Source organism: Chryseobacterium indologenes, assembly GCF_001295265.1.
GTDB lineage: Bacteria > Bacteroidota > Bacteroidia > Flavobacteriales > Weeksellaceae > Chryseobacterium > Chryseobacterium indologenes_A.
Genome location: NZ_LJOD01000010.1, coordinates 68,938 through 85,599 on the forward strand (window position 1 = coordinate 68,938; position 16,662 = coordinate 85,599).

The window sequence follows — 16,662 nt, forward strand, 5'->3', positions numbered from 1 at the left end:
CTTTCAGGCTTAGGTAAACTTCCTTCTTCCAACCTCCAACTTCCTTTCTCAATTATCTTTTCATAAAATAACTGAAATAGCTGCAGCTTCCCATCAGGGCGCTGGCTGCCTGGGTATCGGCATATTGGGCTTTCAGCTGGGCAAAATAGGTTCTGTATTTCTGGTTTTTCAGATTGTCCAGTTCGGCCTGATGAGCCTGTTCTTTTTCAGACCATTTAGGATCTGAATAATCAATATCAGGCCGATTCTTCTCTTCGTACTGATAATATTTTCCCTGCTCGGCGCTGGCCATCTGGAACAGGATTCTGGCTTTTTGTTCTTTATCGGTGGAAAGTTTAAGAGCCTTTTGATAATAGCTGATAGCCAGATCAAAATTGTCAGGTTCAATATAAGAAGTATTCGTAAAGTTTTTATAATAATATTGGTACGGATTTTTTCTTGCTGTGTTCCAGAAATCATATTTTCCTCCGTTGCTGTTATCAATATCCATTACAAAGAGCTGGCGGTAATATCCTAAAATAGAAGTATTGTAAAGTAAATTTCCGATCAGCTGATCCGCTTTTGCTGCCTTTTCACCGGTTCCGGCTCCAATCTTTTTCAACTGGATAAGTGCATCAGCAAGTTCCACTTTATTCATGGTACTTTTAATGAACGGGAATTCTGAATAATTTTCAGCCTTCATACTTTCGGTATCAGGGCTGCCAAAACTTTCCCATACATTATGCCCGAAAACAAGATCTGAAATATTTCTGAAACCGTCATACTCTGTTGGAGCGTACTGTTTCTGGGTGATCTTCTGGCCGTCTTTTTCTGTCCAGTCGTAGTTCAGCCTTGGAATTCCGGCAAAGTTCCGGGCTTTTTCGTAATAGGATTTGGCTTTTTCAAACTCCGCCTGCCTCATGGCTCTGTCACCATAGATTGTGTTGAAGAAAGCATCAATATTTCCTACGCTGTCCATATTTTTAGCAATGATCTGTTGTTCAAACTGTGTTTTATTCGGCTTTCTGTAAAAGTCCTCAACACTTTTTACCAGGCTTGAATTCGGGTTGTACTGAAGATCTGAAAGCTTATTGTTCATTAAATATGACTTTCCGTCTTCTCCCTGGAGGAAATATCTGTTGGCAAGGACATCTTTAAGGAAGGAGGCTGTGGAAGGAGCTTCACCATAATAATCATAATCGGTATTGGCGGTATCCTGCTTCACCTCTTTTTCCACAAAATATTCTGCATAATCCTTCATCAGATGATCTTCGTAGGAAGCATCAATTTTAGGCTGGGAAACAATATCGTTAAGAACTTTCATTCTCTTGATTTGCTCCATGTATTCAGGGTTGGTTGTTTTAATATCATTCAGGATTTCTGTGCTTTCCTTATAATCTTTCTTTAAAAACTTAAGATAGGCATCTGCAATCTGCCAATACTCATCTTTAGATTTTTCTTTGGTTTTTGAAGTGAATTTTTCCAGCTCATCAAGGTAGTTTTTGGAGGCGTCGTCATATCCATAGCCTGTCGTGTAAAACGGAATTCTGTTCGGGTTGTTCAATAATTCATCATCACTTTGATCCGCTTTTGCATTTCCTGTCTTATCAGATTTGGATCCTCCGAAAAGGTTTTTGAAGAATCGTACAATCTTTTGCCAGAAAGAAAGCTTCTGCTCCTTCACTTCAGGGGCTGCTGTACTTTCTTTATCCTCCTTGGAATTGGTATTTCCATCGGTTTTTCCTCTTGAAACAGCCGGATGGGTTGAGGCATCTGAAGAATAATAATAGGTAGGAAGATAGCTTCTTTCCAGTTCATTGATACTTCGTACGGCCATTACCTTCAGAATCTCAGAGTCGGGGTTGATGTCATACATCTTTTCCATGATAGGAATCGGGTTGTTGAAATCCTCATAGCCTAACAGGAAATAAGCCATGTTCTTTTCCTCATTCGTATTTGCTCTTTTCATAATATTGCTGAAAGAAGCAGTATCTGAGAGCTTCATCGAAACAAAAGCCGATTCTTTACGGTCTTTTGTATTCATAAAAACCTGGAAGAAATTCCAGTTGGCATCACTGTTCATTTCGAGTCCTCTCTGAGCTCCGGCCAGTTGGTCAAGTGCCATAAAATAAACGGCACCTTTCAGTTTGATTGGCTCAACATAGGTTTTGAAGGCCTGTACTGCTGCATCATAATTTCTTGTATAATGGTTGAAACGAACCAGCTGATAACCATAACGCTGTTTGATTTCAGGATTTTTAGCCGCATTATACAGAGAAGTTAAAGCCGCAATGGTTTTAGGATAATCAAGAGAAGTGGCATTTTCTTTATTGCTGCTGCCTCCGTAATAAAATAAATTTTCACTTTCAACATAATTGATGCTCATGTAGGGCTCCAGGTATTTCGCTTCAATCAGATAATCAATGCCTTCACGGTATTTCTGATAGAATCCTGTTCCTAACTTTTGCAGGAGAGGATGGGCTGGAGTTCCTTTTTTTAAAGCATTAAGGTCGTTCATGCTGATCTTGTACACCAGGTTTTGGGTTTCAGCATAGCTAAGCTGATTGTTAAAGAACTTTTTCCAGGTGTTAAGATTATCATCAGGGATCAGAGCGGCATTATATCCGGTATAAAACCTGCTGGAGTAGTTATGCAGAAACGGAAGATAGGATTTGTCCTTAATAATACTTTGAGTAAAAAGATTAAAATAATCATAATCCGGATCTGACCATGCGCAGGCCTCTGATTTCGTATAGAAAAGAGAGAGTACTGCCAGTGAAAGAATATACTTTTTCATATAGATTCAAGTGCTTTTAGTGTTGTCGTTAATAACTTTTTTGCTTTCAGGAAATACCTGAAACAGGCTGAGAATATTAAAAATTCCTTCCCATCACAAATTTACCATCTAATTGATAATAAATAATAGTAAAATCATGTATTTTTTTCTCCAGGAAATCAACGGCATCTTTAAGCTGCTCTTCAGAGATCTCTTCAGTTTTTATTTTGAAGCCTTTGTTTAGATAGTTTCCGAAATAAAACCCGTCTTTCATAATTTCCACTTCATGATCTGAGATTTTTTTGAAATCCGGATTTTCCAGATCCTTTTTAGACAGGGCATTGATAAGCCGGTGCCTGCCAAGGTGGTTGGTAACGATTCCCCATGAATAAATAGGCAGGGCTGCTTCAATTTTCTTAATAGGATAGTCTTCAAGCTTTGAAAGGTAATTTTTTAACGTAACCAAATCCAGGATTGAATTTTTATTGGTATTTTCCAGGGGAGAGGAAGTAGAGTAGCACATCAGATAAACTTTATCAACAGGTGGGATTCCCGTATTCTTTTTATCCTTTACCTGATGAAGCCGAAGGGTACAGGTGACCTCTTTTCCGGAAACCCTTTTCAGTTCCTTTAAAAATTTAAAATAATCGTCCCGTGTGCCGGCTGTCCAGTCGCAGTCGATCTGAATTTCATTATTGGTCTTAAGCTGGTATTCACGGGTTTTTTTCTGAACCACCTGATGAATGCTTTCCGCAAGAAATGTGATCTCTTCCGGTGAGATGTGCAACATAGATTGATTGGTAATGAAAACAACAGGAACAATCTGCTTGGAGGTCTGAAAGCTGTTGTCTTTCGTGATCACAGCTACAGGTTGGAATTTTCCACCAACTTTGTCAACATCAAAGAAACGGGTATAGAGAAAAGGTTCGGGAGCTTTATCCAATATTTTTTTTTCTTCCTGGTCCATTTTCAGATGGGTTTTCCAGTAATAAAATGTATAAGGGTGAACCTGCTTTTTACTGCATGAGAATATAATGAATAACAAAGAGAAAATTAAGATTTTTTTCATATTCTAAAAGTAAGAAAATATAACAAAAAAAGATGCTGTCTCAAGAGTGAGACAGCATTTTAGTGTATCAGCGTTCAAAGAATTAATCCTGAATAAGCATTTTTTTTGTGTCGATAGTTTTACCGTCAACAGATAGCTTGTATAAATACATCCCGGATTTTATATTGTTTACTGCAATATTACCTTCACCGGCTTCTCTTATAGGAAAAGATTTTACCAACTGGCCTGATGCAGAATAAATTTCTATACTGCTGTTTTTGCTCCCGTTGGGAAGATAGTATTTGATGTTGGTTTCCCCTTTTGTAGGATTGGGTACATTCTGATAAAGTCTGGCACTGTTACCCGATGAAATATCTTTTATTCCCGTTTGTTTTAATAGAAGGCTTTTCAATTCATCAACCTGCAGCTTAAGGTCATCAATCTGATTTTGAAGTTCAGTTACTGTCTGATCATTAGCCTGCTTGGCCAAAGCGGTAGAGGCTACCATAACATTTCCGTCTGCATCTACTACCAGAGCCTTTCCGGATCCATTGGGAAGGTCCTGTAACCGGACAGTTCCTACCGTATGGAAATTAGCCGTTGGAGCATTGGTACGGACACCTACCTGCTGGTCTTTAATCAGCATTGTTGAATTTTTTGAAAGTCCGAACATGATGGAATATGGAATCGAATTAGTCAGCTTTGTGGAAGCATGTGTTCCTGATCCTATAACGAAAGAGCGGTTTCCTGTTGCAATAAGATCTACCCCGAACCCACCGGAATATTCAGATGTCAGGTCCACGCCAACTCCAATGGCAAACTGATTAGAAGCCCTGACCGTATTATTCCACCCCAGTGCTATTGACTTTCCTGCGTCATTTAATACCGTGTTCGTCTGTCCTACAACAAGATTTGCACCCCCGCTTGCCTGTAAGCTGTTTCCCCAGCCGCCTACTATAGAGCTGTTTGCATTTCCTCCAAGCATATTTTGTGATCCGGTAATAATGCTGCCTTTAGCTTTTACCCCGTTAGAATTATTTACGGCGTCTACAACAAACGATCCGGGGCTTGTTAAAAAGGCCTGTCCCGGATTGGGAAGAGAACCGCCGGTTCTTAAAAATAAATAAGACTGCTCATTTGTTCCTACATAGTTAGTGCTCGTGATACCTGAATTTCCGGTAATTTCCCATTGTTGGGCATTCATCACTCCAGCGGAAAATATCATTGCTCCCGCAACAATATTTTTAAGGTTTAATAGATGTCTTTTCATGATAATAAATTTTTGGTGTTTAATGTGTTACGAATTTATTTAAATACTGCATGAGATTCAGCCAAGAGCTAATAAATGCGTTTGATTGTCTAATAACTGTTTCAAAGACTCTGATAAGTGCGTTGTAATTTGAATGTTCTTAAAAAATAAAGACCACTTCGGAGTGAAATGGTCTTTATATAATTGGTTCGGTTTTTTTGAGATTAAAAAACAGTTGCAGCCAGCTGAATTCTGGCGAATTTATTAGACGGATTCCACATCGCCATCATGGAGACCGGGAGATTGTAATGATCCGTGATTTTAATGGTTTTGCCTGCTTTTAGACCTACGTTAACAATATCGAAGCTGTTTTTGCCGTTCCCATACAGGAAATGTCTGTCATTAATAGCGAATCCAACCCCTGCAAAAGCATCCAGATTGATTTTCCTGCCGGAAATTACAGGGTAGCTGACCTGAAGATAGGTGGAATATTTGTTCCTTTCATAGCTTCCGTCATCGTTCAGAACAACTTCTCCTGCATTAGCCCCTCCGTAAAGCATAATGTCTGCCTCTATATTTAAAGGAAAAGAAGGTCCGAAAGTATAGTTGGTTCTCAGATCGATGATGTGAGCTGTCCTCCTTCGCGAATAACTGAAAATATCATCCGCAGCAACAGCAGTATTGATATTCCTGGAGTTGTAGAGATCCCAAAGCCCGATATAAAAACGGCCATCTGAATATTGAATGTAATAATTGATTTCCTTATAATGAGTATTGTCTTTATCATCAGCCAACGCAGAAGCTCCCCAGATTCCCATCTTCCATTTCTTTTCAGCATCCAGAGCATAGGAAAGATTTCCCATAACAACAGGTTTGTCCGTAATGATCAATCCTCTCCACAAATGGTTGTTCTGGATATTCATCGTAAAATCTAATCTGCTGTCTTTCTGGTTTTCTGTGCTTTCCTGAGCAAAAAGATTCCCTGTGCCTAGTAAAACCAGGCCTGTATAAAAGAGTTTTTTCATTGTGTAAGCGTTAGTGGTTACCTTAATGCTCCATATAGTAAAGCTGCCAGAATTGCTCCGATGATTGGGCCCGCAATAGGAATCCATGCGTAGCTCCAGTCGCTGCTCCCCTTTACCGGAAGAATAGCATGCATAATTCTTGGACCAAGATCTCTTGCGGGATTAATGGCATATCCGGTTGTTCCGCCCAAAGACAACCCGATTGCCCAGACCAATAAAGTTACAGGGAGCGCTCCCATACTTCCTAAGCCGATTTTTGCAGTCGGATCATTATTTAAAGTAACGCTTGGGTCCGCAAAATGAAAGATGACAAACACCAGAACGAAAGTTCCGATAATTTCACTGGTTATATTGGAAACAGGTTTTCTGATGGCCGGACCTGTACTGAAGCAGGCCAGCTTAGCACCTTCATCTTCTGTGATGGCAAAATGGTCTTTATTAAACAGCCAAACCAGAAAAGCACCCAGCATTGCACCGGTCATTTCTCCGGCAATATAGGTGGGAACAAGATCCCAGGAGAACTTTCCTGCAAAAGCCAATCCCAAAGTTACAGCCGGATTCAGATGGGCTCCGCTGACTGGTCCTGCAACCGTTACACCTACAAACACAGCCAATGCCCACGCGGTGGTAATTACAATCCATCCGGAATTATTTCCTTTGGTATCCTTTAAAACAACGTTGGCCACTACGCCGTTTCCTAAAAGTATCATCAGCATGGTTCCGATGATTTCTGCTACAAATGGAGTCATAGTTTTAATTTTGTTTTCAGTGGAATTAATCTTCAATCCAGTTTTGGGCACGCGATACTGCTTTGTTCCAGGTATCAATCATTTTTTCTGCCTTTTCTTTTTCAAGCTGCGGATGAAAGTCTTTATCTACAATCCATTGAGCCTGAATTTCATCAATATCTTTCCAGTATCCCACAGCAAGGCCAGCCAGATAAGCCGCACCTAATGCTGTTGTTTCGAGGGTTTTTGGCCGGGTGATTTTAAATCCGAAAAGATCAGACTGGATCTGCATCAGAAGATCACTTGCCGAAGCTCCGCCATCTACTCTCAGTTCAAGGCTTGCTCTTCCGGAATCTGCTTCCATAGATTTTACAATATCATATACCTGAAATGCTATTCCTTCCAGGGTTGCTCTGGCGATATGCCCGTCAGTAGTTCCCCGGGTAATGCCTACCATAGTTCCTCTTGCATACTGGTCCCAATAAGGAGCTCCCAATCCTGTAAGAGCAGGAACAAAATAAACACCTCCGTTATCTTCAACACTTGCAGCCAGATTATTCACTTCATCTGAAGAATGGATAAGCTTTAGACCGTCTCTCAGCCATTGGATAGCCGCTCCGCCTACAAATACACTCCCTTCAAGAGCATAGTTTACTTCATTGTTGATTTTCCAGGCAACTGTTGTGAGTAAATTATTTTTGGAGGATACAGCTTCTTTTCCCGTATTCATCAATAAGAAGCATCCTGTTCCGTAAGTATTCTTAACCATTCCGGGAGTGATGCACATCTGCCCGAATAAAGCGGCCTGCTGGTCTCCTGCAATTCCGGCAATTGGGATTTTGGTGGAGAATAAAGTGGTTGCAGTTTCGCCGTAGATTTCACTGCTCTGCTTTACTTCAGGAAGAACAGACCTTGGAATATCAAATAACTGCAGAAGATCTTCATCCCACTCCAGAGTGTGAATATTCAGAAGCATGGTTCTGCTGGCGTTGGATACATCGGTAATAAACATTTTTCCACGGGTAAGCTTCCATACCAGCCAGGTATCAACTGTTCCAAAGCATAACCGGCCTGCTGCTGCTTTTTCTCTGGCTCCTTCTACATTGTCCAGGATCCATTTTAATTTGGTGGCAGAAAAATAAGCATCCAGCACAAGTCCCGTTTTCTCCCTGATGATTTCGGCGTGTCCCTGTTCCTTCAGTTCATCGCAGTATTTGGATGTTCTTCTGTCCTGCCATACAATAGCGTTGTAAACAGGTTCGCCCGTTTCTTTGTCCCAAACAATTGTCGTTTCTCTCTGATTGGTAATTCCGATGGCAGCGACTTCCAGCCCGGAAATTCCGGCTTTGGCAATGATTTCCGCGGCAACAGAAATTTGAGAAGACCATATTTCGTTGGGGTCATGTTCTACCCAGCCGGGAGTGGGGAATATTTGTTCAAAATTTTTCTGGGATATATATTCTATAGCTCCACTGTGATTGAATAGAATTGCTCTGGAAGAGGTTGTTCCCTGATCTAAAGCGAGAATCAGTTTTTCTTTCATACCGGATCGTTTAGTTTTTGTTGAATGTTTGAGGGGAATATGGTGTTAATAAATAGCCTTTTGCTAAATCAATGAATTCGCTCGTGTGCTGCTGAATCCATTCTTCAGAATATCTTTTTTCTTCAGCGATGAGTTGTGCAATGGTTTGCGCGCTGTCTATAGCGGCCCTTGCATCTAAAAACAGAAGACGAACTCTTCTGGCAAGAATATCTTCAATGGTTTCTGCCATTTCATATCTTATGGCCCATACCGCTTCCGCAATGGTGAAGGCATGATCGGGATGGATTTTCTGTGCAAACCGGGGATCGGTGCTCTGTAATGATTTTATAGCAGGAATATCAGATCCGTATACATAGAGGTGGCTGCTGCGGTCAACAAGTTCAGATTGAATGTTACCATGAATAGACATATGCTCTGTTTGTGAAGGACCTGCTTTCAGCTGTAAAACTTCTACAGATTTATCAATGGTGTCTTCTGCCATTTTCCGATAAGTGGTCCATTTACCTCCAATGATGGAAACCAATCCTGTATCTGAAGCGATAACCTTGTGGCTTCTGGAAACTTCTTTTGTGCTTTTACCTCCTTCTTTTGGGGCTGCAAGAGGTCTTAGTCCTGCAAAAACAGATTTTACATCTTCACGGGTAGGTTTCTTTGACAGGTATTGTCTTGCGGTTTCTAAAACGAAATTAATTTCAGATTCCAGGGCGTGAGGCTCAAAGCTTGGTTTTTCCAGTAAGGTGTCTGTGGTTCCTACAAGAGCACGGTCATGCCACGGGACTACAAAAAGAACTCTTCCGTCTGATGTTTTGGGGATCATGATGGCATCATCACTTTTCAAAAATGATTTATCCAGAACAAGATGGATTCCCTGGCTTGGTACAACGTATTTTCCATGTCTGGGGTTATTCATGTTCAGAATGTCATTCGTAAATACTCCTGTTGCGTTGATCACTGCCTTTGCACGAAGCTCATATTTTTTCTGAGAAAACTGGTCTTCTGCTGCAACTCCGGATATTTTTCCGAAATCATTCTTCAGAAGTCCGGTCACTTTCATATAATTAATAGCGCTTCCTCCTTTTTCTATAAGGGTTTGTGCCAGGTTAACGGCAAGTCGTGCATCATCAAACTGTCCGTCCTGATAAACTACTCCGCTGGCCAGGCCATGCTGCTCAATGGTTGGGAGTTTTTCAATCGTTTTAGATTTGTTGATGTATTTTGTTTTTCCTAAGCTTAGTTTTCCGGCAAGAAAATCATAAATGGAAAGTCCTATTTTATAATAAATCCCTCCCCACCAGGTATAGTTTGGAATAATGAAAGACTGGTTTTTTACCACATGAGCTGCATTTTTTGCCAAAAGCCCTCTTTCTTTCAATGCTTCTCTTACCAATCCTATGTCTCCCTGTGCCAGGTATCTTACTCCTCCGTGTACCAGCTTGGTACTGCGGCTTGATGTTGCTTTTGCAAAATCATGGGATTCAAGAAGGAGGGTTTTAAATCCTCTGCTTGCAGCATCTAATGCTGAACCCAGACCGCTGGCTCCGCCTCCGATGACAATGAAATCCCATTCCTGAACGCTGGCTAGCTTGCTGATTTCTTCATTTCGTTTCATAAATGTTTCGTTTATGTTTCGTTTTCAAATATATAAATTAAAAACGAAACATAAAGAAAATAAATGAAATTTTAACACTTTCGAAAAAAAATGGTATTTTTGATGAAACAATAAGAATGGAAAAGTTGATACCAAGGCATGATGAAATATTAAAAGAGCTGGATGAGAAAGGGCATGTGCTGGTGCAGGACCTGTGCGAAAAGTTCAATGTTTCTTCAGTTACGGTCCGAAAGGATCTGAATTATCTCGAAAGTTTAGGTCTGCTTTTTCGTAATCATGGAGGAGCCAGCAAGCATGTAAGGTATGCTTATGAAAGAAATGTGAATGAAAAGGAGAATATTAATGTAGAGGCGAAACAGGGAATTGTAAAAGCTGCCGTAGAGCTTATTCAGGAAAATGACTGTATTATCCTGGCTTCAGGAACTACGATGCATTATCTGGCAAGGATGCTGGTCAATTTTGGTTCATTAACTGTTTTGACATCTTCTTTAAGGGTAGCTATTGAATTGTGTAATAATCCTAATATTACTATTATACAATTAGGAGGAGAGGTTAGAAAAAGTTCTACTTCCATCGTAGGTTCCATTTCTGAAACTATTCTGAGGCAGTTTTCTTGTAATAAACTTTTTCTGGGTGTAGACGGGATTGATCTTGAATTTGGGATCAGTACTTCGAATGCTGCGGAAGCTCATCTGAATCAGGTGATGATAGATTGTGCAGACCAGGTGATTATTCTTGCGGATTCCACAAAGCTGAATAAAAAAGGTTTTGGTAAAATAGCTTCTCTGGATAAAGTAGATTATCTGATCACTGACGACGGGATTTCGGAAGAGGATAAGACCGGACTGGAAGAAGCAGGCGTTATTGTAATTATAAAATAATCTTAGTTTGGGTAAGATTTGAAGCTAAGGTTTAGATTTAAAATAGTCCTCTTTCTGATTTCTTTTTCTAAATTCCAAATAATCCGGGCTAAAATTTCACCGGAGTTTTTTCAAAATCATCTAATTGATTAAAAATCAAAATATTTTGCTGTAAATATTTGTCAGTTATAAAATTATTCATAAATTTGCACACTCATTTTAGGAGCGTAGTATGCCTATATCAGAATTAGAAATTACTTCAGACTTCCGGAAAATGGGGATAAATAAAGGATAAATTTTATTATAATATAAACAATGTCAGGTATTATTGGTAAAAAAATCGGTATGACATCTTTGTTTAACGAAGAAGGAAAAAACATTCCTTGTACAGTTATTCAGGCTGGTCCATGCTCGGTTTTACAGGTCAGAACCATAGAAAAGGACGGCTACAAGTCAGTTCAGTTAGGTTTCGATGACAAGAGTGAGAAGAACGTAGGTAAAGCGTTAGCTGGTCATTTCAAAAAGGCTGGTTCTGCTCCTAAAGCTAAATTGGTGGAATTCTACAGAGAATTCGTTGATGAGGTGAAAGTAGGAGAAGAAGTAAAAGTTGATTTGTTCTCTGAAGGAGAATATGTTGACGTAACAGGAACTTCAAAAGGTAAAGGTTTCCAAGGTGTTGTTAAAAGACACGGATTTGGAGGTGTAATGCAAGCTACTCATGGTCAGCACAACAGACTTAGAGCTCCAGGTTCTATCGGTGCTGGATCGGATCCTTCGAGAGTATTCAAAGGAATGAGAATGGCGGGTAGAATGGGAGGTAAGCAGGTAACTGTACAAAACCTTCAGGTATTAAAAGTGGATCAAGAACAAAATCTTTTAGTAGTAAAAGGTGCTGTTCCGGGAGCTAAAAATTCTTATGTAATTATCAGAAAATGGAACTAGTAGTATTAAATACATCAGGAAAAGAGACCGGAAGAAAAGTAACTCTAGACGAAACAGTATTCGGAATTGAGCCAAATCAGCACGCGGTTTACTTAGAAGTTAAACAGTACCTTGCAGCACAAAGACAAGGGACTCATAAAGCAAAAGAAAGAAGCGAAATCACTGCTTCTACTAAAAAGCTTAAGAAGCAAAAAGGATCAGGATCTGCAAGATATGGTGATATTAAATCTCCAGTATTCAGAGGTGGAGGTAGAGTATTCGGACCAAAACCAAGAGACTACAGATTCAAACTGAACAAAGCTCTTAAGAGATTAGCAAAAAAATCTGTTTTATCTCAAAAAATGAGAGACAACAGCATCAAAGTTATGGAAGATCTGAGCTTAAACGCTCCTAAAACTAAAGATTTCATCAACGTATTAAATGCTTTGGCGTTGAACGATAAGAAAGCTTTATTTATCCTTCCTGAAGCTAACAAGAATGTATATTTGTCTTCAAGAAACTTACCTAAAACTAAAGTAATGAACTTCAACGAAGTGAGTTCTTATGACTTAGTAAACGCAGGTGAAGTTGTATTCTTCGAAGGTGCAGTTGAAAAATTCCAGGAAAATTTAAAGAAATAAATCATGTCAGTTATTATTAAACCAGTTATTTCAGAAAAGGCTAATTACCTTACAGATTTAAGAGGTTCTTATTCTTTCTTAGTGAATCCTAAGGCGAATAAAATCGAGATCAAAAAGGCTGTTGAAGCAGCTTACGGTGTAAAAGTAGCAGACGTTAACACAATGATTTATGCTCCGAAGATTTCTTCAAAGTACACTAAAAAAGGTCTTCAAGTAGGAAAGACAAACAAATTGAAAAAAGCGGTAATCAAGCTTGCTGAAGGTGAGGTTATCGATATTTTTGCTGTAAATTAATTATTAATTATAAATAATAGTAATGTCTGTTAGAAAATTAAAACCTATCACCCCGGGACAGAGATTCAGAGTTGTAAACAATTTTGAGGAAATTACTACCAATAAGCCAGAGAAATCTCTTACAGTTGGTATTAAAAAGTCAGGTGGACGTAACCAAACAGGTAAAATGACCATGCGTTACACCGGAGGTGGACACAAAAAGAAATACAGAATTATTGACTTCAAGAGAAATAAATTTGATGTTGAAGGAACGGTAAAAACTGTAGAATACGATCCAAACAGAACTGCTTTCATCGCTCTAGTTGAATACGCAGACGGAGAGAAGAGATATATCATCGCTCCAAACGGTATCAAAGTTGACCAGAAAGTTATCGCTGGTGAGAACGTAGAACCTAACGTAGGTAACGCAATGAAATTGAAAAATATTCCATTGGGTACTGTAATTTCTTGTATTGAAATGAAGCCTGGACAAGGTGCTATTTTAGCAAGAAGTGCTGGTTCTTCAGCTCAATTAACTTCAAGAGACGGAAAATATGCCATCATTAAATTGCCTTCAGGAGAATCAAGAATGATCCTTACTGAATGTATCGCAATGATTGGTTCAGTTTCCAACTCAGATCACCAGTTAACAGTATCTGGTAAAGCAGGTAGAAGCAGATGGTTAGGTAGAAGACCAAGAACAAGAGCGGTTGTAATGAACCCTGTAGATCACCCAATGGGTGGTGGTGAAGGACGTTCTTCAGGAGGTCACCCAAGATCTAGAAACGGTAAGCCGGCTAAAGGTTACAAAACTAGAAAGAAAAACAAAGTGTCTAACCGTTACATCGTATCTAAAAGAAAATAATTATGGCAAGATCACTTAAAAAAGGACCATTCATTCATCATACTTTAGATAAGAAGGTTCAGGCAAATATAGAGTCTGGTAAAAAGACAGTTATCAAAACTTGGTCTAGAGCATCGATGATCTCTCCGGACTTCGTAGGACAAACTATTGCTGTACACAACGGGAAATCTTTTATCCCTGTATATGTTACAGAAAACATGGTTGGTCACAAGTTAGGCGAATTTTCTCCAACAAGATCTTTCAGAGGTCATGGTGGTAACAAAAACAAAGGAAGCAGATAATCATGGGATCAAGAAAACAAGATAGTTCAATCGCAAGAAAAGAAGCTAACAAAGACGTTGTAAAAGCTTCACTAAATAATTGCCCGTCTTCTCCAAGAAAAATGAGATTAGTTGCTGATATCATTAGAGGAGAGCAGGTAGATAAAGCACTTTATATCCTAAAATATTCTAAGAAGGATGCTTCTAACAAGTTAGAAAAATTACTTCTTTCTGCTATGGCAAACTGGCAGGTGAAAAACGAAGGTGCGGATATTGAAGAAGCAAACCTTATCGTTAAAGAAATCTTCGTGGATAGTGCAAGACAATTGAAGAGACTAAGACCAGCTCCACAAGGTAGAGGGTATAGAATCAGAAAAAGATCTAACCACGTTACATTAATCTTAGGTAATAAAGAAAATTAATCAAGGTATGGGACAGAAGACAAATCCAATTGGTAATAGATTAGGTATCATCAGAGGATGGGATTCTAACTGGTTTGGTGGAAACGATTATGGAGACAGAATCGCAGAAGACTACAAAATCAGAAGATACCTTGAGGCTAGATTATCTAAAGGTGGAATTTCAAAAATCTATATTGAAAGAACACTAAAATTAGTAACAGTTACAATTACTACTGCTAGACCGGGGCTTATCATCGGTAAAGGAGGTCAGGAAGTTGATAAATTGAAAGAAGAATTGAAGAAACTTACAGGTAAGGATATTCAAATCAATATCTTCGAAATCAAAAGACCTGAACTTGACGCAGTATTAGTAGCTGACAGTATTGCTAAGCAGATTGAAAACAGAATCTCTTACAGAAGAGCTGTTAAAATGGCTATGGCAAGTACAATGAGAATGGGTGCTGAAGGTATCAAAGTTCAGATCTCTGGTAGATTGAACGGTGCTGAAATGGCAAGAAGCGAATCTTTCAAAGAAGGAAGAATTCCATTGTCTACTTTCAGAGCTGATATTGATTATCACTGGGCTGAAGCTCACACTACTTACGGTAGACTGGGAGTAAAAGTTTGGATCATGAAAGGAGAAGTTTACGGTAAAAGAGAACTTTCTCCATTAGTGGGACAACAGAAAAAAGGAGGTCCTGCTGGAGGAGGAAACAGAGGTGGAGACAGAGATAACAGAAGACCTAGAAAAAACAACAATAACAATAATAATTAAAATTTTAGATTAGAAATTTTGAATTTTAAATTACCGTTACTTTTTTAAAATTAAAAAAAATCTAAAATCTAAAATCTAAAATCTAAAATTTAGAAATTATGTTACAACCAAAAAGAACCAAATTCCGTAGAGTTCACAAGATGAAGATGAAGGGGAATGCCCAGAGAGGTAGTCAACTTGCTTACGGAACTTTTGGAATCAAAGCTATTGAAGGAGCTTGGATCACTGCAAGACAGATTGAAGCTGCGCGTATCGCTGCGACAAGATATATGAAGAGAGAAGGTCAGCTATGGATCAAAATATTCCCGGATAAGCCTATTACTAAGAAACCAGCGGAAGTACGTATGGGTAAAGGTAAAGGTGCTGTTGAATATTGGGTAGCTGTAGTAAAACCAGGTAAAATTATGTTCGAAGTAGGAGGTGTTCCTTACGAAGTTGCGAAAGAAGCTCTTAGACTTGCTGCACAGAAATTACCGGTAGTTACTAAATTCGTAGTTGCTAACGATTTTGTTAAACCTCTATAATCTTTGAATACAATGAAACAAGCTGATATTAAAAATTTAAGCGCAGGGGATATTCAAGCGAAACTTGCTGAACTGAAAGCTCAATATTCAAAACTGAAATTGGCTCACAAGATCAGCCCAATTGAAAACCCTATTCAAATCAAAGATTTGAGAAGAACAATCGCAAGACTAAATACTGAGTTAACTAACAAACAATAATTTCATTTTACAATGGATAGAAATTTAAGAAAAGAAAGAATCGGAGTGGTTTCCAGCAATAAAATGGAAAAGACCATTGTTGTTAGTGAAACGATGAGAATGAAACACCCGATGTACGGTAAATTCGTATTAAAAACGAAAAAATATACTGCACACGACGAGAACAACGAATGCAACGAAGGAGATACAGTTCTGATCCAGGAAACTAGACCTTTGAGCAAGAACAAGAGATGGAGATTAGTAAGAATCATTGAAAAAGCTAAGTAATAATGTTACAAACAGAATCAAGATTAAAAGTTGCTGATAATACAGGTGCAAAAGAAGTACTAGTTATCAGAGTTCTGGGAGGAACCAGAAGAAGATATGCTTCAGTTGGTGATAAAATCGTTGTTACTATCAAGGATTCTACACCATCAGGAAACGCTAAAAAAGGTCAGGTATCTAAAGCTGTAGTAGTAAGAACTAAAAAAGCAGTAAGAAGAAAAGATGGTTCATACATCAAATTCGAAGATAATGCTTGTGTATTACTGAACGCAGCGGGAGAAATGAGAGGAACACGTGTTTTCGGACCGGTTGCTCGTGAGTTGAGAGACAAAGAATATATGAAAATCATTTCATTAGCTCCTGAAGTACTTTAATTTTTAAAATTTTTAAAGAAAATGTCAAAGTTAAAAATAAAAAGAGGAGATAACGTAATCATTACTACTGGTAAGAAAGATATCAAAGGTAAAACAGGTGAAGTTATTGAAGTGATCAAAAAAGAAGGAAGAGATCCAAGAGTAATCGTTGCAGGTCTTAACATCGTTAAAAAACACGTTAAGCCTTCAGCTTCTAATCCTCAAGGTGGAATTACTGAAAAAGAAGCTTCTATTCATATCTCAAACGTAGCTTTAGTTGGTAAAGACGGAAAAGCTATCAAAGTTGGTTACAAAATCGATGGAGATAAGAAAGTAAGAATCAACAAAAAAACGGGTGAAACTTTATAAT

At 38.8% G+C, this 16,662-nt stretch carries 20 protein-coding genes; 13 read left to right on the forward strand and 7 right to left on the reverse strand.

The window, feature by feature from the left end:
* Positions 1-52: 52 nt before the first annotated feature.
* From AOB46_RS15000 to AOB46_RS15030, 7 genes are all read right to left on the reverse strand, one after another.
* Positions 53-2,776: a hypothetical protein gene (locus tag AOB46_RS15000; protein ID WP_062700813.1), complete on the reverse strand. Its 2,724-nt coding sequence runs from the start codon at positions 2,774-2,776 to the stop codon at positions 53-55.
* A 76-nt stretch (positions 2,777-2,852) separates the two neighbouring features.
* Entirely contained in the window at positions 2,853-3,824 is a 972-nt protein-coding gene (locus AOB46_RS15005) for a hypothetical protein (protein ID WP_062700815.1), read from the reverse strand.
* 82 nt (positions 3,825-3,906) lie between these two features.
* Positions 3,907-5,073, reverse strand: a complete 1,167-nt coding sequence (locus AOB46_RS15010; RefSeq protein WP_062700817.1) for a T9SS type A sorting domain-containing protein — start codon at positions 5,071-5,073, stop codon at positions 3,907-3,909.
* 203 nt (positions 5,074-5,276) lie between these two features.
* The gene (locus AOB46_RS15015) at positions 5,277-6,077 is read right to left on the reverse strand and encodes a hypothetical protein (RefSeq protein ID WP_117590581.1); all 801 of its coding nucleotides are present in this window, start codon (positions 6,075-6,077) and stop codon (positions 5,277-5,279) included.
* Between the two features lie 17 nt (positions 6,078-6,094).
* On the reverse strand, positions 6,095-6,826 hold the full coding sequence (locus tag AOB46_RS15020; RefSeq protein WP_062700819.1) for an MIP/aquaporin family protein: 732 nt from the start codon (positions 6,824-6,826) through the stop codon (positions 6,095-6,097).
* A gap of 25 nt (positions 6,827-6,851) precedes the next feature.
* Positions 6,852-8,348, reverse strand: coding sequence for a glycerol kinase GlpK (glpK, locus tag AOB46_RS15025; RefSeq protein ID WP_062700821.1), 1,497 nt, complete (start codon positions 8,346-8,348; stop codon positions 6,852-6,854).
* 10 nt (positions 8,349-8,358) lie between these two features.
* A complete protein-coding gene (locus tag AOB46_RS15030; protein WP_062700823.1) occupies positions 8,359-9,957 on the reverse strand; it encodes a glycerol-3-phosphate dehydrogenase/oxidase in 1,599 nt (532 codons plus the stop codon).
* Between the two features lie 116 nt (positions 9,958-10,073).
* Here AOB46_RS15030 and AOB46_RS15035 point away from each other — a divergent pair, with 116 nt between their 5' ends.
* From AOB46_RS15035 to rplX, 13 genes are all read left to right on the forward strand, one after another.
* Complete coding sequence (locus tag AOB46_RS15035) at positions 10,074-10,838, forward strand: DeoR/GlpR family DNA-binding transcription regulator (RefSeq protein ID WP_062700825.1); 765 nt, start codon at positions 10,074-10,076, stop codon at positions 10,836-10,838.
* A gap of 294 nt (positions 10,839-11,132) precedes the next feature.
* Positions 11,133-11,759 (forward strand): 50S ribosomal protein L3, encoded by a 627-nt coding sequence (gene rplC / locus AOB46_RS15040; RefSeq protein WP_034678007.1) that lies wholly within the window; start codon positions 11,133-11,135, stop codon positions 11,757-11,759.
* On the forward strand, positions 11,750-12,379 hold the full coding sequence (gene rplD, locus AOB46_RS15045; RefSeq protein WP_062700827.1) for a 50S ribosomal protein L4: 630 nt from the start codon (positions 11,750-11,752) through the stop codon (positions 12,377-12,379). Before rplC ends, rplD begins: the two co-directional genes overlap by 10 nt.
* Before the next feature lie 3 nt (positions 12,380-12,382).
* Entirely contained in the window at positions 12,383-12,673 is a 291-nt protein-coding gene (rplW, locus tag AOB46_RS15050) for a 50S ribosomal protein L23 (RefSeq protein WP_062700829.1), read from the forward strand.
* 22 nt (positions 12,674-12,695) lie between these two features.
* The gene (gene rplB / locus AOB46_RS15055; RefSeq protein WP_062700831.1) at positions 12,696-13,517 is read left to right on the forward strand and encodes a 50S ribosomal protein L2; all 822 of its coding nucleotides are present in this window, start codon (positions 12,696-12,698) and stop codon (positions 13,515-13,517) included.
* 2 nt (positions 13,518-13,519) lie between these two features.
* On the forward strand, positions 13,520-13,798 hold the full coding sequence (gene rpsS / locus AOB46_RS15060; RefSeq protein WP_002983209.1) for a 30S ribosomal protein S19: 279 nt from the start codon (positions 13,520-13,522) through the stop codon (positions 13,796-13,798).
* Positions 13,799-13,800: 2 nt separating this feature from the next.
* Positions 13,801-14,199: a 50S ribosomal protein L22 gene (rplV, locus tag AOB46_RS15065; protein WP_002983214.1), complete on the forward strand. Its 399-nt coding sequence runs from the start codon at positions 13,801-13,803 to the stop codon at positions 14,197-14,199.
* Between the two features lie 7 nt (positions 14,200-14,206).
* Positions 14,207-14,953, forward strand: a complete 747-nt coding sequence (rpsC, locus tag AOB46_RS15070; RefSeq protein ID WP_062700833.1) for a 30S ribosomal protein S3 — start codon at positions 14,207-14,209, stop codon at positions 14,951-14,953.
* 98 nt (positions 14,954-15,051) lie between these two features.
* Positions 15,052-15,477 (forward strand): 50S ribosomal protein L16, encoded by a 426-nt coding sequence (rplP, locus tag AOB46_RS15075; RefSeq protein ID WP_062700835.1) that lies wholly within the window; start codon positions 15,052-15,054, stop codon positions 15,475-15,477.
* Between the two features lie 12 nt (positions 15,478-15,489).
* A complete protein-coding gene (rpmC, locus tag AOB46_RS15080; RefSeq protein WP_062700837.1) occupies positions 15,490-15,675 on the forward strand; it encodes a 50S ribosomal protein L29 in 186 nt (61 codons plus the stop codon).
* 12 nt (positions 15,676-15,687) lie between these two features.
* On the forward strand, positions 15,688-15,942 hold the full coding sequence (gene rpsQ / locus AOB46_RS15085) for a 30S ribosomal protein S17 (RefSeq protein WP_027381310.1): 255 nt from the start codon (positions 15,688-15,690) through the stop codon (positions 15,940-15,942).
* Positions 15,943-15,944: 2 nt separating this feature from the next.
* Entirely contained in the window at positions 15,945-16,313 is a 369-nt protein-coding gene (rplN, locus tag AOB46_RS15090; protein WP_007839504.1) for a 50S ribosomal protein L14, read from the forward strand.
* A 21-nt stretch (positions 16,314-16,334) separates the two neighbouring features.
* Positions 16,335-16,661, forward strand: coding sequence for a 50S ribosomal protein L24 (gene rplX / locus AOB46_RS15095; RefSeq protein ID WP_062700839.1), 327 nt, complete (start codon positions 16,335-16,337; stop codon positions 16,659-16,661).
* The last annotated feature ends 1 nt before the right edge of the window (position 16,662 follow it).

Bases quoted from the DNA above. Each gene is read 5' to 3' on its own strand.
- AOB46_RS15000 (WP_062700813.1), bottom strand. From the start codon at position 2,776: ATGAAAAAGTATATTCTTTCACTGGCAGTACTCTCTCTTTTCTATACG.
- AOB46_RS15035 (WP_062700825.1), top strand. From the start codon at position 10,074: ATGGAAAAGTTGATACCAAGGCATGATGAAATATTAAAAGAGCTGGAT.
- rpsQ (WP_027381310.1), top strand. From the start codon at position 15,688: ATGGATAGAAATTTAAGAAAAGAAAGAATCGGAGTGGTTTCCAGCAAT.
- rplC (WP_034678007.1), top strand. From the start codon at position 11,133: ATGTCAGGTATTATTGGTAAAAAAATCGGTATGACATCTTTGTTTAAC.
- AOB46_RS15005 (WP_062700815.1), bottom strand. From the start codon at position 3,824: ATGAAAAAAATCTTAATTTTCTCTTTGTTATTCATTATATTCTCATGC.
- AOB46_RS15015 (WP_117590581.1), bottom strand. From the start codon at position 6,077: ATGAAAAAACTCTTTTATACAGGCCTGGTTTTACTAGGCACAGGGAAT.
- glpK (WP_062700821.1), bottom strand. From the start codon at position 8,348: ATGAAAGAAAAACTGATTCTCGCTTTAGATCAGGGAACAACCTCTTCC.
- rplX (WP_062700839.1), top strand. From the start codon at position 16,335: ATGTCAAAGTTAAAAATAAAAAGAGGAGATAACGTAATCATTACTACT.
- rpsS (WP_002983209.1), top strand. From the start codon at position 13,520: ATGGCAAGATCACTTAAAAAAGGACCATTCATTCATCATACTTTAGAT.
- rpsC (WP_062700833.1), top strand. From the start codon at position 14,207: ATGGGACAGAAGACAAATCCAATTGGTAATAGATTAGGTATCATCAGA.
- rplW (WP_062700829.1), top strand. From the start codon at position 12,383: ATGTCAGTTATTATTAAACCAGTTATTTCAGAAAAGGCTAATTACCTT.
- rpmC (WP_062700837.1), top strand. From the start codon at position 15,490: ATGAAACAAGCTGATATTAAAAATTTAAGCGCAGGGGATATTCAAGCG.
- rplV (WP_002983214.1), top strand. From the start codon at position 13,801: ATGGGATCAAGAAAACAAGATAGTTCAATCGCAAGAAAAGAAGCTAAC.
- rplB (WP_062700831.1), top strand. From the start codon at position 12,696: ATGTCTGTTAGAAAATTAAAACCTATCACCCCGGGACAGAGATTCAGA.
- rplD (WP_062700827.1), top strand. From the start codon at position 11,750: ATGGAACTAGTAGTATTAAATACATCAGGAAAAGAGACCGGAAGAAAA.
- rplP (WP_062700835.1), top strand. From the start codon at position 15,052: ATGTTACAACCAAAAAGAACCAAATTCCGTAGAGTTCACAAGATGAAG.
- AOB46_RS15030 (WP_062700823.1), bottom strand. From the start codon at position 9,957: ATGAAACGAAATGAAGAAATCAGCAAGCTAGCCAGCGTTCAGGAATGG.
- AOB46_RS15010 (WP_062700817.1), bottom strand. From the start codon at position 5,073: ATGAAAAGACATCTATTAAACCTTAAAAATATTGTTGCGGGAGCAATG.
- rplN (WP_007839504.1), top strand. From the start codon at position 15,945: ATGTTACAAACAGAATCAAGATTAAAAGTTGCTGATAATACAGGTGCA.
- AOB46_RS15020 (WP_062700819.1), bottom strand. From the start codon at position 6,826: ATGACTCCATTTGTAGCAGAAATCATCGGAACCATGCTGATGATACTT.